Origin of the sequence: Streptomyces sp. NPDC006743, assembly GCF_040703815.1 — a bacterium.
Classification (GTDB): Bacteria; Actinomycetota; Actinomycetes; order Streptomycetales; family Streptomycetaceae; genus Streptomyces.
On the sequence record NZ_JBEYJA010000005.1, the window covers coordinates 26,774 to 41,519 of the forward strand.

Below are 14,746 nucleotides of genomic sequence, written 5' to 3' on the forward strand. Positions count from 1 at the left end.
GAGCTCCGGCGGCAGACCGACGGGCGGGGCAGCCGGGCGGCCCGCGGAAGGGTGCTGCCCGGCCGTCCGCCGCGGAGGACTCGGCGGGTCCGCCGAGCGGGAGGGCCGGGCCGTCCGCCGAGGGCGACTCAGGGGTTCCGCCGAGCGGCGGTGCCTGGCCGAGGGCGGCCCAGGGGCTCCGCCGAGCAGGGCCGACGGGCCGGTGGCCGAGCGGGCGGGTGGAGTCGTCAGCGTGCGGGTCCCGCTGCCTGCTCGGGTTCCGCCGCGTCCCGTCGGGCGTAGCGCAGGACCGTCTGCTCCAGCCGGGGCAGCGCCCGTTGGCCGGCCAGGGCCAGGGCGATGGCCGCCGCGACGCCGGCCCAGGCGAGCGGGCCCAGGGGGGTGCAGCCGAAGAGGTGGCTGACGCCCGGTGTCTGGACCACGGCGACGAGAGCGGCGGCGGAGCCGAGCGAGGTGAGCCGCACCAGCGGGCTGCCGCGGCGGTCGAGCAGCGTCTGGGCGAGCTGGGTGCCGACCACACCGCACAGCGCCATCGTGCCGGCGCGGCGCGCGGTGCCCGGGGTGAAGCGTCCGATCAGCCAGGCGGTGACCGCGCCCAGACAGGTGGTCAGGGCCCGGTGGCGGATCTGCCGGACGAGCGGCTCGCCCAGCACCCCGCCCGCCGCGTCCTCGGGGGAGGCGGCCCGTGCCGCGTCCTCCTTCGGCGTCACCGCCACCGCCATGGCCGGGAACAGGTCGGTGAACAGGTTCACCATGAGCATCTGACGGGTGGACAGCGGAGCCCGGCCCGACACCAGCGTGCCGAGGATCCCGAAGCCGACCTCGCCCGCGTTCCCGCCGATCAGGATGGCGATGGCGTCCGCGACGCTGTGCCACAGCGCGCGGCCCTCGCCGATGGCGTCGATCAGGACGGTGAGGTCGTCGGCGGTCAGGACGATGTCCGCGGCGTTGCGGGCGGCGGCCGAGCCCCGCGCGTTGATGCCCACGCCGATGTCCGCGGCGCGGATCGCCGCCGCGTCGTTGGCGCCGTCGCCGACCATGCCCACCACCCGGCCGGCGTCCCGCAACGCCTCCACGACCTGCAGCTTCTGCTCGGGCGCCACCCGGGCCACCACGCCCGCGTCGCGCAGCATCCGGGCCCGTGCGACGCGGTCGGCGGCGGCCAGTTCGTCCCCGGTGACCACGATCGTGTCCTGCGGCCAGCCCAGTTCGGTGGCGATGGCCCGCGCGGTCTGCGGGTGGTCCCCGGTGAGCATGACCGGCCGTACGCCCTCTTCGTGCAGGCCGTGGACCAGGGCCATGGAGGTCTCGCGCGGCACGTCCGACAGCGCCAGCAGACCCGCGAACTCCAGCTCTGCCAAGGGCTGTTCGAGTACGTCGGTCTCCCGCTCCCCTGCGGCGAGCCGCCGCCGGGCGACGGCGAGGACGCGCAGCCCGTCGCCCGCGAGCGACTGCGCGGCGCCCGAGGCGTGCGCGGGCAGCCCCGGGCAGGCGGGCAGGACCGTCTCCGGGGCACCCTTGACCACCAGCACCCGCGGCCCGTTCCCGCTGCGGCCGACGGCCGCCGCGTACCCGCGCCCGGCTTCGAAGTCGAGGCCTTCGAGCTGCGTCCAGTCCGGGTCGGGGCCCGCCGCGTCCAGGACCGCCTCGTCGGTGGCGTGCACCGGCCGGTCCGTACCGCCGTTCGCGCCGGTGCCGCCGTTCGCGCCGCCGTTCTGGCGGGGGCAGGCGCGGGCCGCCGCCCGGACCGTGTCCGCGGCGGCCTCGTCGTCCACCGGGTGGATCACGCCGTCCGTGGCGCAGACCCGCACCAGCCGCAGCCGGTTCTCGGTGAGCGTGCCCGTCTTGTCGAAGCAGAGGGTGTCCATCCGGCCCAGCGCCTCCAGCGTGCGCGGGGTGCGCACGAGCACGCCGTCACGGCTGAGCCGCCGGGCCGCCGCGAGCTGCGCCACCGTGGCCACCAGCGGCAGGCCCTCGGGCACGGCGGCCACCGCGACGGCCACTCCCCCGCTGACCGCGTCCCGCACGGGCGTGCCGCGCAGCAGTGCCAGACCGGTCACCGCCGCCCCGCCGGAGAGCGTCAACGGCAGGGCCTTGCGGGTGAGTTCCTGCAGCCGGGCCTGCACACCGGCGGCGGGCGGCGTCCGGGCGGCGAGGTGCACGGCGCGCGCGGCCTCGGTGTCCTCGCCGGTGTCCACGACGACGGCACGGGCCTGCCCGGCCACCACGGTCGTGCCCTCGAAGACCATGCAGAGCCGGTCGGCGACGACGGCGTGCGGGGTCGGCGCGGTCTGCTTCTGCACCGGCAGCGACTCCCCGGTCAGCGCGGACTCGTCGACCTCCAGGCCCTCCTCCCACAGCAGGCGGGCGTCGGCGGGCACGACGTCGTCCGCCTTGAGTTCGATCACGTCACCCGGCCGCAGCCGGCCCGCCTCGACGGTGCGGGTGCCGCCGGCCGGCGCCTCGGCGGGGGGCGGCGCGAGCCGGGCCTTGCGCTTCTGGTCGGCGAGCAGACCCGACAGGGCCCGCTCGGCGCGCAGCCGCTGGACCCCGCCGACCAGCGCGTTCAGATCGAGGGCGCCGACCACGAGCAGCGCGTCCATGACCGAGCCGAGGATGGCCGAGGCCGCCGAGCCGACCGCGAGGACCGGGGTGAGCGGGTCCCGCAGTTCACCCCGTACGGCCCGGCCCAGCTCGTACGTCCAGCGTGCCGGGGCGAGCAGAGGGTGCCGCAGGGCCTGGCCGGCCGTGCCGCGCACCCTTGCGGTGGCCGCCTCCAGCGGGGTCGGTACGGCCGGCTCCTCGTGGGCGAGCCGTTCCCGGGCCTCGTCCGAGGGCAGTTCGTGCCAGTGCACGCGCGGACGGGGGTGTGGCGCGCGGGCCACGGCCACGCCGAGGGCGGCGCGCGCCCCGGAGACCAGGGCGACGGCCGCGCTGAGGTCGACCGGCGCGTGCCGCAGCCCGGGCAGGACGGCGAGGCGCCCGCGTCCCCTGCCGGACTCGCCGACGGCGACGAGCAGTCCGGACAGCGCGGCACCGGAACGGGCCAGCGTCTGCGCCCGGCGGCCGACCGTGCGCGCGGCCGGGACCGCCTTCAGCAACCGCCACACGTCGGGCAGGCCGTGCAGGGCCAGGATGTCGGCGTCCCAGAAGACGGCCGAGTCGCGGTCCGTGAGCGCGACCGAGATGTCGCTGCCGGTCAGCCCCGCCAGGACGCCGTGCTCGTCGGCCGAACCGACGCGGGCGACCGTCAGCACAGCGCCCGCTTCCTGCTCCGCGCGCAGCCCGTACACCACGTCGTCCAGCGGGCGCCGGGCGTCCACGACCTGGTCGGCCAGGGCGGTGAGATCCTCCAGGGCGGGGTCGTCGACGACCACGACCCGCAGCCCGGCCCGGCGGGCCGCGTCCAGCACGGGTTCGGCCCACGGGTCGGCTTCGCCGTCCGCGGTGCGCAGCGCGCTGGGGTGCAGCACGACGGTGCCCGCCATCTCCAGCTGGCGGGACCGCTCGGGGTCGCGGACCAGGACGCCGGTGCGGGCCAGTGCGGTGCCGAGCACGGCGTGGAACACGGCGGGCCCGTAGCGCGCGGCTTTCGGCGAGCCCGCGAGCACCGCCTCGGCGGCCTCGGCGGCGTCGTGCTTGACGAGCAGGGTCACGGCCGCGCCCACCAGGCTGCCCGCGGAAGCGTGCCGGGCGTACTCCTGGGCGGGCGAGACGCGCAACGGCGGGCGGGGCGGCCCGCCGGTCCCGGCGAGACTGAGCCGTCCGGGCGAGCAGAGCTGGTCGTGCACCGTGTCGAAGGCCGCCGAACGGGCCACGGTCTCGGCCAGTTGGCAGCCGCGCAGGGCACCGTCGAGCACCAGCGAGGCGGGTGTCTGGCCCGCGCCGTGGGCGGCGGCGTTCGCACCGGCCAGCAGGAGATCCATCCGCGCGTCGCCGAGCCGGCCCCGCAGCCAGGCACGGAAGCGCGGGTTCTCCCGGAGCAGTGTCACCACGGCGGTGACCAGCCGGGGTGAGGGCGGCAGGTGCAGGGCGGACGCGGTGAGGGCCACGGCGATGCCGAGGACGTCGGCGGCCAGCGTGGCCGCCGCCGCCCGCACTCCGGCGGGATCGGCCGGGTGCGTCGGTTCGTCGGGGTCCCCGCCGTCGAGGGCCAGGCCGTGGCGGGCGGCCAGGTCGGCCGCGTGGTCCACGACGCGCTCGGCCGCCTCGTCCTCCGTCGCGGTCACCACCAGCCGGGCGAGCCCCTCGTCCCAGTACGCGAAGAGCACGTCGGGCCGCTCGGCGAGCGCGACGGCCACCCGGCGGGCCAGGTGGTCCCTCCCGCCGGCCCGGCGCACGCGTTCGGGTTCGGCGGTACGCAGCGTCAGGTGGGCCCGGGTGCCGGAGCGCCAGTGGCCGTGCGCGCCGGGGAGCGCGTTGCGGGCGACCCGCACGACCCGCGCCGCCGTGTCCGCGCCGCGCACACCTGCGCGCGCGGTCCCGGCAAGCGCCCCGGCCGCCGCGCCGATCGCCGGGGCGGCGGCGCGCGCCAGCAGTTCGGGGGCCGCCGGCAGCAGCCGGGCCGCGGCCGAAGGAGCCGTGAGCAGTCCGAGCACCATGACACACCTTCAGAGGGTGGTGCGGCCGGGCCGCGTCGTCGGCCCGAGCCGCCCGCCGGACGCGCCCCGCCCCTTGCCCTGCCGACCGGTCGCGGACTTGGCCGTCGCGGACTTGGCGGTCGCGGACTTGGCAGGGGTGGACTTCGCGGGGGTGGCTTTGGCCGTCGTGGACTTCGCGGCGGAGGTGGCCTTGGCGGTCGCGGACCTGGCGGTCCTGGACGTTGCCGTCGTCGACTTCGCCGCAAGGGACTTGGCGGTCGTGGTCTTGGCGGTCGTGGCCCTGGCGGCCGCGGCCTTCGCGGTCACGGCCTTGGCGGCCGCCGACCTCCCCGGGACCGTCTCGGGGGCAGCCGCCTTGCCCGCCGCGGCCTTGGTCGTCGTGGCCCGGGCTGTCGCGGCCTTGGCCGTCGCGCTTCTGGCTGTGCTCGGGGAGGCCTTGCCCGCGGAGGTCCTGCCGGCGGTCCTGGCCGCGGACGCGGACGTCCTGCTCGCCGGTGCCTTGCTCGTCGGTGCCCTGCCCGCGGGGGCCGCGCCGGGGGCGGTCTTACGGGCCGTCGTCCTGCGCGCCGTGGTCCCACTCGTGGCGTTCTCGCTCGCGGGGGTCTCGCCCGCCGTGGTGCCGCGCGCGGCGGCCCCGGTCCCGGTGGCAGTGCCGGCCGCCTTGGCCGCAGGTGTCCTGGCGGCGGACGTCTTCGCGGCGGACGTCTTCACGGCGGCGGCCTTCGCGGCGGACGCCTTCGTCGTCGTCTTCGCCAGGGAGGACCTGGCGGCCGGCGTGGTCAGGGTCTCCCGCCCGGGGCCCGTGCTCCGGGGCGCACGCGGGCGTGTGGTGCCGTCGGAAGGCGCGGAGGCGCGCCGTGCGCCGTCCGTGCGCTGCCCTGGGGACGCGGGCTGCTGCTCGGGGTGCTCGGACCGGGGGCGGGTGAGCCAGGCCACCGCGGCGCCGGTGAGCGCCACCGGCCACTCGACCAGCCCGGCGACGCCGAGCACCCCGGCACCCGTGTAGACCGCGAGCCGCCGTCCCCTCGGTGACACGGCGCCGATCTTCTCCAGCGTGCCCTGCGCGGCCCTGCCCACGGTCCCGGCGCCGGGCACCTTGCGCAGCACCGACGCGGCGCCGTGCAGGGGCATCGTGAGGACCGACGACATCTGCTCAGCCATGACTCTCCTCGCCTGGGGTGAGATCCCCGCGTCCGTGCCCACCGGGTGCCCGCGGCCGCCCTGGTCATCCCGCCTTGTTCATTACTCAGGGAACGTCAGGCTTCCCTCGCGCGCCACCGGGGTCGGCCGCCCCGGCGTCGGCGGACCGCATCCGGGAAGCGCTCCCCGGAACTGCCCCCTCCGGACCTCCTGGTCTTCCGTGCGGGGTGCCGGCCGGACGGCGCCCGCTCTCCACGCCCGCACGCGCCCGGCGTGCCGTTCGGCAGGCCGCCTACCGGCCGGCCCCGCCCAGGACCTCCTCGGTCAGCCGCCTCTGCCGGTCCGTGTAGAGCGCTCGCAGCTCCGGTCCCGGCCAGTCGGCGGGCAGCAGAGCCGGGGGCAGGACGGGGTCGTCGAGCAGGTGCCGTACGACGGCCGCGAGGGCGGTGAACCGGTCGGCCGGCCGGTCGGTGCGCGCCACGTGGGCGAGCAGTGCCCGGGCGGTGGCCGCCCAGGCGTCGAGCGGCCAGAGGTCCGCGGCCAGCGCGCGGGCGCCTTCGTCCGACCGGGAGTCTCCGTCCCGCTGGAAGCCGCTGCCCCCCTGGGAGCCGCCGTCCCACCGGGAGTCTCCGTCCCGCTGGCAGCCCCCGTTCCCCTGGGAGTCTTCGTCGCGCCCCGAGTCTTCGTCCCGTCCGGACTCTTCGCCCGACCGGGAGCCCTCGCCCCAGCGGGAACCCTCGTCTCCCCCGGTGCCTTCATACCGCCCGCACGCTCGGCCCCACCCGGATTCTTGGCTCCGCCCGGAGTCTGGGCTCCGTCCGGGGCCTTGGCTCCGCTGGGTGTCCTCGGCCGGCCGGACGTCCTCGTCCCGACGTTCCCCGTCCCGCCGTACCTCTTCCCGCCGGGGGCCCGCGGCCGGTCGCGCCGCGAAGTACCGGACGACACCGTCGAGGCTCGCGGGCCAGGCGCGGCGCAGGTTGGCGGGTCGCAGCCAGACACCCTCGCGGAGTTCGGCGAGCCGGAGGGCGGCCAGCCGGGCGCGCAGTTCGGCGCGCTCGGCCGGTCCGCGTCCGGTCGCCGTCACGACGGCCATCTCCCACTCGCCGTCCCAGCGCCGGGTCCGCGGGTGCACCGCCTCGTCCTGGCGCCGCTGGCGCTCCAGCAGCCGGTCGCTGAGGCCGTGCACGCCGTCCGCGCGCCACAGATCACCGGCGGCCACCATCCGGCTCAGCGCCGCCCGCAGGGTCGACCCGCCGACGCCGAAGGGCTCGACGGCCCGCAGGAGCTCCTTCACCGGCAGCTCGGGCGGGTGGGTGCCCAGCAGCAGGCTCAGCACGACGGACCGTGCCGACAAGGGGCGCAGGTCGAGCGCTGCGGGCTCCTGGGGGGCGTTCATGGTCACGTACTGTACGGATCTCCTCTTGTTGCAGTATTGCTGCGGTCGTAGCGAGAGTGCAACACTGCGCGCATGGCCTCGACACCCGCACGCACCCCCGCTTCAGCACCGGCGCCGGCGTCCGGCTCCGCCCCGGCACCCGCGCACTCACCCGCGCCCGGACCCGCCGTCGACTTCGCGCCAGGCGCGGGAGAAGCCCGGCGGGACGGCGCGCAGCCACACCCCGGGCCGGTCGGTTCACCCCGCCCCTACGCCACCCACGAGGTGACCAACCAGGCTCCGCCCCTGCCTCCGTACGACGCGTCCGACGACGCGGCGCTGCTGGAGGGGCTGCGCCGGGAGGGAGCCGGGTGGGCCGAGGACGGCGTGCGACGGCTCGGGATGCGGGCCGGGAGCGCGCAGGTGCAGGAGTGGGCCGATCTCGCCAACCGCCATGAGCCGGAACTGCGGACCCACGACCGCTACGGCAACCGGATCGACGAGGTCGACTTCCATCCCGCCTGGCACCACCTGATGCGGACCGCCGTCGCCGAGGGCCTGGCGGGCGCGCCCTGGGCCGACGACCGGCCGGGCGCCCATGTGGCCCGTACGGCAGGCGGCCTGGTGTGGGGCCACACCGACGCGGGGCACGGCTGCCCCACGTCGATGACGTACGCGGCCGTACCCGCCCTGCGCGCCCAGCCGGACCTGGCCGCCCTCTACGAGCCGCTGCTGACCAGCCGGGTCTACGAGCCGGGACTGCGGGCGCCGGCCGGCAAGCCGGGGCTGCTGGCGGGGATGGGCATGACCGAGAAGCAGGGCGGCTCGGACGTACGGACCAACACGACGACGGCCGCGCCGGCCAAGGAGCCCGGCGTGTACACGCTGCGCGGCCACAAGTGGTTCACCTCGGCGCCCATGTGCGACGTCTTCCTGGTCCTGGCCCAGGCGCCGGGCGGGCTGTCCTGCTTCCTGGTGCCGCGTGTCCTGCCCGACGGCAGCCGCAACACGTTCCGCGTCCAGCGACTCAAGGACAAGCTGGGCAACCGCTCCAACGCCTCGTGCGAACCGGAGTTCGACGGGACGGTGGCCTGGCTGGTCGGCCCCGAGGGGCGGGGCGTCAAGACGATCATCGAGATGGTCAACTGCACGCGGCTGGACTGCGTGATGATGTCGGCGGCCCTCATGCGCAAGACCCTCGTGGAGGCCGGTCACCACGCGCGGCACCGCAGGGCCTTCGGCGCGCTGCTCGCCGACCAGCCGCTCATGCGCAACGTACTGGCCGACCTGGCACTCGAGTCCGAGGCCGCGACGACGCTCACCCTGCGGCTGGCCGGTGCTGCCGACCGGGTGGCGCGGGAGGACGCGCGGGCGCCGCGGGAGGCCGCGTTCCGGCGGGTGGCCACTGCCGTCGGAAAGTACTGGGTCACCAAGCGGGGGCCCGCCTTCACCGCGGAGGCCCTGGAGTGCCTGGGCGGCAACGGGTACGTGGAGGAGTCCGGCATGCCCCGGCACTACCGCGAGGCCCCACTGCTGTCGATCTGGGAGGGCTCCGGGAACGTCAACGCCCTGGATGTGCTGCGGGCGCTGGAACGGGAGCCGGGCGCCGCCGAGGCGCTGTTCGCCGAACTCGCCCTCGCGCACGGCGCCGACCCCCGGCTGGACGCGGCCGTGACCCGTCTGCGGCGGGGGCTGGGCGAAGCCTCCCCGGCCGGCGCGCGCCGCCTGGTCGAGCTGATGGCGCTGGCGCTCCAGGCGTCCCTCCTGGTGCGGCACGCGCCGCCCGCCGTCGCCGACGCGTTCTGCGCCACCCGGCTGGGCGGGGACTGGGGGCACTCCTTCGGCACGCTGCCGGCCTCGGCGGACCTCGACGCGATCCTGGAGCGGGCGCTGCCGGGATTCGGGTGAGCCGCTCCCGGACCGGCCGACGAACCGGGTGAGACGGCGGGCGTGCCAGCCGTGGATCCGCTGAGCCGGAGTGGGGGCGAGCCAGAGCGACGACGAGCCGGTGCGGGGACGGGCCGTGGATCCCGGACGAGCCGCTGCCGGACCGGATCCGCCGGCCATCGGGACGGGCCACGGCACGGGCCGGGCCGCCCGGCAGCTTCCGCCCGTTCTCGGCACGCCCGGCGGGGCCGGCCGTGCTCCGCAAACCTCGGGCGCGCCTTCGCCGCCCGGCCGCCACCTCTCCGACGAGCCGCTGTGACCTGCGGTGACGCCGACCCGGGGGTGACTGTCAGTGGTGGGGTGCAGACTGGCCGGTGTCGGGGACGAAGGCGTCCTCGACCCAGTGTCGCGGAGGTGATCGGCATGACCGAGGTACTGCTCGCCGTGGGCACCCGCAAGGGTCTGTTCATCGGGCGGCGGCGCGGTGGCGCCTGGGAGTTCGACGACAGTCCACAGTTCAATGCCCAGGCCGTGTACTCGGTGGCCATCGACACCAGGGGCACCGTCCCACGGCTGCTGGCCGGCGGGGACAGCGCGCACTGGGGGCCGTCCGTGTTCCACTCCGACGACCTGGGCCGCACCTGGACCGAACCGGCCCGGCCGGCGGTGAAGTTCCCCAAGGACACCGGCGCGTCGCTGGAGCGGGTCTGGCAGCTGCACCCCGCAGCCGCCGAACCCGACGTGGTGTACGCCGGCACGGAACCGGCCGCGCTCTACCGCTCCGAGGACCGCGGCGAGAGCTTCGAGCTGGTCCGTCCGCTGTGGGAGCACCCCACCCGTTCCAAGTGGGTGCCGGGCGGCGGCGGGGAGGGCCTGCACACCGTGGTCACCGACCGCCGCGACCCGAAGGCCGTCACGGTCGCCGTGTCCACCGCCGGGGTGTTCCGCACGGCCGACGGCGGCGCGAGCTGGGCGCCGTCCAACTCCGGGGTGTCCGCCGTGTTCCTGCCCGACCCCGACCCGGAGTTCGGCCAGTGCGTCCACAAGGTGGCCCAGGACCCCGTCGACCCCGACCGGCTCTACCTGCAGAACCACTGGGGCGTGTACCGCAGCGACGACAGGGGCGCGCACTGGACGGACATCGGCGAGGGCCTGCCTTCGACCTTCGGCTTCGCGGCGGCCACCCATCCGCACCGCGGCGACACGGCGTACGTCTTCCCGATCAACGCGGACGCGGACCGGGTCCCGGCCGGCCGCCGCTGCCGGGTGTACCGCACGGCCGACGCCGGGCGGAGCTGGGAGCCGCTCTGCGCCGGCCTGCCGCAGGAGGATCACTACGGCACCGTGCTGCGCGACGCCCTGTGCACCGACACGGCGGACCCGGCGGGCGTGTACTTCGGCAACCGCAACGGCGAGGTGTACGCCTCGGCGGACGACGGCGACAGCTGGCAGCAACTGGCTTCGCACCTGCCCGACGTGCTGTGTGTCCGCGCGGCGGTGATCGACTGACGCGCGAGCGGTGGGCGGCCCACGCTCCGGCTCCAGCTCCAGCTCCAGCTCCAGCTCCAGCTCCAGCTCCAGCGACGACCATGCCCCATACCGAGGCGAAGGCCACTGCCACGGACGATCCGCCCACCGGTCCCGGCACCAGCACCGGTCCCGGCAGCGGACCACGCTCCCGTGGACACGGCGGCGGCCCCGGCGAGCGGAAGGAGGAAGGTGCGGCCCCCTGCGCCGGCGCGGGGCCCGGGGAGGCTGGCTACTCTGCGGTCATGCGCTTGCGGGTGACGCCACGTCAACGGTTGTACCTCGACTCGCTGATCGCGGCCGCGCTGCTGGGTGTCACGCTGGGCTTCGCCGCCGGGTACCGGCCTCTTGGCTGGCCCGCCTTCGACGCCCGCGCCGTCGTCCTGACCTGCCTGATCCACCTGCCCCTCGCGGTGCGCCGGGTGGCTCCGTGGCCGGTGCTGTGGGCCACGTGCGCCGGCCTCGCCCTGTACACGGCGTTCGGCTACCAGCCGTCCGTCAACGTGTGGTCGCCGATGCTGGCGTTCTTCACGATCGCCGCCGCGCGACCTCCCCGGGAAACCGCGCGGGCCGCCGTGCCGGTCACGGCCGCGTGGCTGTACAACGCGCTGGCGTCGCACGCGATGTCGGTCCTGGTGGCCCTGGGCCAGACCCTCGTGGTCCTGCTCCTCGCGTGGGGCTTCGGCACGAACCTGCGCCGTCTGGAGCGGCAGAACACCGAACTGGACCGGCTGACCGCCCGTCTGCGCGCGGAGGAGGGAGCACGCGCCCGGCACGCGGTCACGGAGGAACGCCTGCGGATCGCCCGCGAACTGCACGACGTGGTCGCCCACCATCTGTCGGTCGTCTCGGTGCAGAGCGGTCTGGCCCGGTACGTCTTCGACAGCGACGCCGCGAAGGCCCGGGCCGCCCTGCACACCATCGAGGACACCGCCCGCGAGACGCTGGAGGAGATGCGCGGACTGCTCCAGGTGCTGCGTGTGAGCCCGGACGGCACCGACGCCGTGTCCGGCCCGTCCACCGGACCCGACGCCGGTCTCGCCCGGCTGGACGAACTCGCCGCCCGGATGACCGCCGCGGGGCTCGTCGTCGAGACCGCCGTCACGGGCACGCCCCGGCCGCTGCCGCCGGGGGCGAACCTGTGTGCCTACCGCATCGTCCAGGAAGCCCTGACCAACACGCTGAAACACGCCGGTGCGCGTGCCCGGGTCCGGATCGCGCTGGCGTACGACCCCGACGCGCTGGCCGTCACGGTGTCCGACGACGGCGGCCCCCGCTCGGACGGCTCCCGTACGGCTGTGGGTGCGGCACCGGTGACGCGGGGGACGTCGGTGGCACCGGTGGTGTCCCAGGCCGTCAGTGGGAAGGACACCCGAGCCGGGACCGAAGCCGGAGCCGGGACGGACGCCGGAAACCGTGCCGGATCCGACGCCGGGAGCGTGGGCGCCGCCGTCCCCGGGCCGCGAAGGGGCCTGGGCGGGCGGGCCGGGAGACCCGGCCGGCGCGCCACGCAGGCCGACCGGACCGAGGAGGCGACCGGCCCCGCCCCGGCGGGGACCGGACACGGGTTGATCGGCATGTATGAACGCGTGAGGCTCTACGGCGGCAGTTTCCGCGCCGGGCCCGGACCGGCGGCCGGTTTCGAGGTGGCGTTCACACTGCCCGTCCCCGACCGCCCCGCCCGGGACGACCACCCGGCCGCGGCCCCGCCCGTGAGCCCGGCACCCGAACCAAGTGCCGGGGAACCACAGGGATGACACGTGTGCCCGTCGCCGATGGGGCTTTTGGCCCCTCGTCATTACGCTCCCCAGGGACCGATCGGGCCGACGAGGCGAACGACACCTCGCCGGACCGGCGGTGAAGCGGACGGGTCAGCGGTGGAGGGGCGGGTCAGCGGGAATCGGACGGGTCGGCAGAGAAAGGAGCGGGCGGCAGGCGGGCTCAGGGGAGCTGCCAGTCGACCGGCTGCGCGCCCTGCCGCAGGAGCAGGTCGTTGGCCCGGCTGAAGGGGCGCGAACCGAAGAAGCCACGGTCCGCCGACATCGGCGAGGGGTGGGCGGACTCGATCGCCGGGAGATCGCCGAGCAGCGGACGCAGATTGCGCGCGTCGCGCCCCCACAGGATGGACACCAGCGGCTTGCCGCGGGCCGCCAGCGCCCGGATGGCCTGCTCCGTGACCTCTTCCCAGCCCTTGCCCCGGTGAGCCGCGGGTTTGCGCGGCGCCGTGGTCAGCGCCCTGTTCAGCAGCAGCACGCCCTGCCGGGTCCACGGCGTCAGATCGCCGTTGGACGGCCTGGGCAGACCGAGGTCGGAATGGAGTTCCCGGAAGATGTTCTCCAGGCTGCCCGGCAGGGACCGCACCTCGGGCGAGACCGCGAAGCTCAGCCCGATGGCCATACCGGGGGTGGGGTAGGGGTCCTGGCCGACGATGAGCACGCGCACGTCGTCGAACGGCTGCTGGAACGCCCGCAGCACATTGGCCCCGGACGGAAGGTAGGTCCGGCCGGCCGCTATCTCGGCTCTGAGGAAGTTCCCCATCGCGGCGATGCGTTCGGCCACGGGTTCGAGGGCCTTCGCCCAGCCCGCCTCGACGAGTTCATGCAACGGTCGTGCTGCCACGGGCCGTCACTCTACTGGCACAGGCCAGGACGCCGCACGCAGGGAGGTTCCGCACGGACGGGCCCGCGACGCCACCCTTCCCGCCGCCGGGACCCTCCCGGTCTTCGACCTCCCGGGAACCCGGGGAGGTTGCATGTCCGTGCGCCCGCGGGGCAGGGGCGCTCCGCCCGGTCCGGGCTGCCCGGAACCGGCCGTGGAGGGGTGCGCGGGAAGCGGCGCGGCCGGTCTCCGCGCCGTGGACTGCGGAGGTTCGGGCCTGCGGGCCGCCGTCGGGATGCCTGGCCGGGGACCGCCGGCGCAGCGAGAGTCCAAGGATCCCGTGCGCACCGGCCCCCGGGGGAACGACCCCGCACACCGCAGGGAACAACTCGTACCCCGGCAAGGGCGCCGGCCGCGAGCACAGGGCTGGGACGGCTGGAGACGGCCGCCGTGGCGTGCGGCGGGGTTCGCCTCCCTGGGGGACGCGCCGCGTGCCGCTCCCCGGATGTGTCCCCTCACGCCCCTTGAAGCCGGGTTCGTACCACACCGATCATTTCCGATCGGTGTGTACCTCATACGACAAAACCGGACGGAAACCGCTCACCCGCCCCCTCCCCGAACAGAGGAACCCCGAAAGCCAGTAACATGCGGCGCCATGAGCTCCCCCACTGGGCCCGCGTCCGGCCTGCCTGTACGAATGCCGCGCCCCCGCCAGCCCGGACGGCACCGCCGACCCGAACCGCTGGCGGCTCCCGAGGGCGCGCCCGCGCTCGTCCTCGCGGTGCCGGGCACGCCCGGTGCCGCAGCGCGCTCCCTCGCCGAGGAGGTCGTGAGCATCGCCCGCTCCGAGCTTCCCGGTCTCGACGCCCTGATCGGGTACCTGGACGGGGACGGGGCGGAGTTCCCGACCCTGCAGTCGGTGCTCGCGCGCGCGGCCGACGAGCGCACGGCCCGTTACGAGCAGGCGCTGGCCGCCGGTGTGGACGTCAAGGAGCCCGAGGGTCCGGTCGCGGTCGTCGTACCGCTGCTGGCCGGTCCGGACAACGCGCTGCTGCGCCGGCTGCGCCAGGCCGTCATGGACAGCCGGGTCGCCGCCGAGCTGACCGATGTGCTCGGCCCGCACCCGCTGCTCGCGGAGGCGCTGCACGTGCGTCTGTCGGAGGCGGGGCTCGCGCGCGCCGACCGGGCCCGTCTGTTCACCGTGGCGACGGCCGCGGACGGCATCATCCTCGCGTCGGTCGGCGGTGAGGAGGCCGTGCAGGCGGCGGGGATCACCGGCATGCTGCTCGCCGCCCGCCTCGCGGTGCCGGTGATGGCCGCCGCCCTCGACCAGGAGGGTTCCGTCGCGGGCGTCGCCGAACAGCTGCGTTCGTCGGGTTCGCAGCAGCTGGCCCTGGCGCCGTACCTGATCGGTCCGGAGATCGACGCCGAGCTGGTCGAGGCGGCCGTCAAGGAGGCGGACTGCTCCGCCGCCGAAGCGCTCGGCGCCTACCCGGCGATCGGCAAGCTCGCCCTGGCCAAGTACACGACCGCCCTGGGCATCGCCCCGCAGCAGCCGCAGGGCACGCCGGTGCGATGACGCCGCACCGGCGCCCGTAGCACTCGGGCGGCCGCAGCC

The 14,746-nt window shown here is 76.0% G+C and carries 7 protein-coding genes and 2 pseudogenes; 4 read left to right on the forward strand and 5 right to left on the reverse strand.

Features of this window, described 5'->3' with window-relative positions:
- Nucleotides 1-227 precede the first annotated feature (227 nt).
- The 4 genes and pseudogenes from ABZ719_RS06300 to ABZ719_RS06315 all read right to left on the reverse strand — a co-directional run.
- On the reverse strand, nucleotides 228-4,601 hold the full coding sequence (locus ABZ719_RS06300) for a cation-translocating P-type ATPase (protein WP_366724060.1): 4,374 nt from the start codon (nucleotides 4,599-4,601) through the stop codon (nucleotides 228-230).
- A gap of 9 nt (nucleotides 4,602-4,610) precedes the next feature.
- Nucleotides 4,611-5,762, reverse strand: coding sequence for a hypothetical protein (locus ABZ719_RS06305; protein ID WP_366724061.1), 1,152 nt, complete (start codon nucleotides 5,760-5,762; stop codon nucleotides 4,611-4,613).
- 271 nt (nucleotides 5,763-6,033) lie between these two features.
- Nucleotides 6,034-6,285: pseudogene (locus ABZ719_RS06310) on the reverse strand (PaaX family transcriptional regulator C-terminal domain-containing protein); the annotation flags it as partial.
- 372 nt (nucleotides 6,286-6,657) lie between these two features.
- A pseudogene (locus tag ABZ719_RS06315) lies at nucleotides 6,658-7,137 on the reverse strand (PaaX domain-containing protein, C- domain protein); the annotation flags it as partial.
- Nucleotides 7,138-7,209: 72 nt separating this feature from the next.
- Between ABZ719_RS06315 and ABZ719_RS06320 the strand changes: the two are divergent.
- The 3 genes from ABZ719_RS06320 (at nucleotide 7,210) to ABZ719_RS06330 (ending at nucleotide 12,287) form a co-directional block, all read left to right on the forward strand.
- Nucleotides 7,210-9,024 carry an acyl-CoA dehydrogenase family protein gene (locus ABZ719_RS06320; protein WP_366724062.1) on the forward strand — a complete coding sequence of 605 codons (1,815 nt, stop codon included), beginning with the start codon at nucleotides 7,210-7,212 and terminating at the stop codon, nucleotides 9,022-9,024.
- 402 nt (nucleotides 9,025-9,426) lie between these two features.
- A complete protein-coding gene (locus tag ABZ719_RS06325; RefSeq protein WP_366724063.1) occupies nucleotides 9,427-10,512 on the forward strand; it encodes an exo-alpha-sialidase in 1,086 nt (361 codons plus the stop codon).
- A gap of 263 nt (nucleotides 10,513-10,775) precedes the next feature.
- Nucleotides 10,776-12,287: a histidine kinase gene (locus ABZ719_RS06330; RefSeq protein WP_366724064.1), complete on the forward strand. Its 1,512-nt coding sequence runs from the start codon at nucleotides 10,776-10,778 to the stop codon at nucleotides 12,285-12,287.
- A 184-nt stretch (nucleotides 12,288-12,471) separates the two neighbouring features.
- On the opposite strand, the gene ABZ719_RS06335 is transcribed toward ABZ719_RS06330, so the two are convergent.
- On the reverse strand, nucleotides 12,472-13,149 hold the full coding sequence (locus ABZ719_RS06335; RefSeq protein WP_366724065.1) for a uracil-DNA glycosylase: 678 nt from the start codon (nucleotides 13,147-13,149) through the stop codon (nucleotides 12,472-12,474).
- A gap of 634 nt (nucleotides 13,150-13,783) precedes the next feature.
- Here ABZ719_RS06335 and ABZ719_RS06340 point away from each other — a divergent pair.
- Nucleotides 13,784-14,707, forward strand: a complete 924-nt coding sequence (locus tag ABZ719_RS06340) for a hypothetical protein (RefSeq protein ID WP_366724066.1) — start codon at nucleotides 13,784-13,786, stop codon at nucleotides 14,705-14,707.
- Nucleotides 14,708-14,746: the final 39 nt, after the last annotated feature.

Bases quoted from the DNA above. Each gene is read 5' to 3' on its own strand.
- ABZ719_RS06300 (WP_366724060.1), bottom strand. From the start codon at position 4,601: ATGGTGCTCGGACTGCTCACGGCTCCTTCGGCCGCGGCCCGGCTGCTG.
- ABZ719_RS06305 (WP_366724061.1), bottom strand. From the start codon at position 5,762: ATGGCTGAGCAGATGTCGTCGGTCCTCACGATGCCCCTGCACGGCGCC.
- ABZ719_RS06320 (WP_366724062.1), top strand. From the start codon at position 7,210: ATGGCCTCGACACCCGCACGCACCCCCGCTTCAGCACCGGCGCCGGCG.
- ABZ719_RS06325 (WP_366724063.1), top strand. From the start codon at position 9,427: ATGACCGAGGTACTGCTCGCCGTGGGCACCCGCAAGGGTCTGTTCATC.
- ABZ719_RS06330 (WP_366724064.1), top strand. From the start codon at position 10,776: ATGCGCTTGCGGGTGACGCCACGTCAACGGTTGTACCTCGACTCGCTG.
- ABZ719_RS06340 (WP_366724066.1), top strand. From the start codon at position 13,784: ATGAGCTCCCCCACTGGGCCCGCGTCCGGCCTGCCTGTACGAATGCCG.